This window comes from Methylobacterium frigidaeris (genome assembly GCF_022179185.1).
GTDB lineage: Bacteria > Pseudomonadota > Alphaproteobacteria > Rhizobiales > Beijerinckiaceae > Methylobacterium > Methylobacterium frigidaeris.
The window spans coordinates 1-232 of the sequence record NZ_BPQJ01000379.1 but is presented as its reverse complement, the minus strand read 5'-3'; the positions used below and the strand labels follow the sequence as shown (position 1 = coordinate 232).

Sequence of the window (232 nt, the reverse complement as noted above, 5' to 3'; positions counted from 1 at the left end):
GCTCGCTGGGACCAAGCCCCTCGGAAAGTCACGCACGGTCACGTGACGCTCACGGACAAGGACATGGGCTACGCCCGGACCACCGGCACGATCGGCGGGATCGACAAGGAGGTGTTCGTCCCCGAGCGGATGATGTTCTCCCTGGCGCTCCTGGCCGTCGGCGCCAAGTCGCGCGCCCTCAGGCTCGCGAACGGCGAGCTCTTCCAGCGCTTCGTCGGCCAGGAGGCCAAGA

The 232-nt window shown here is 68.1% G+C and carries 1 pseudogene; it reads left to right on the top strand.

Features of this window, described 5'->3' with window-relative positions:
• Nucleotides 1-42: 42 nt before the first annotated feature.
• Nucleotides 43-232, top strand: a pseudogene (locus MFF64_RS37425) (hypothetical protein); the annotation flags it as partial.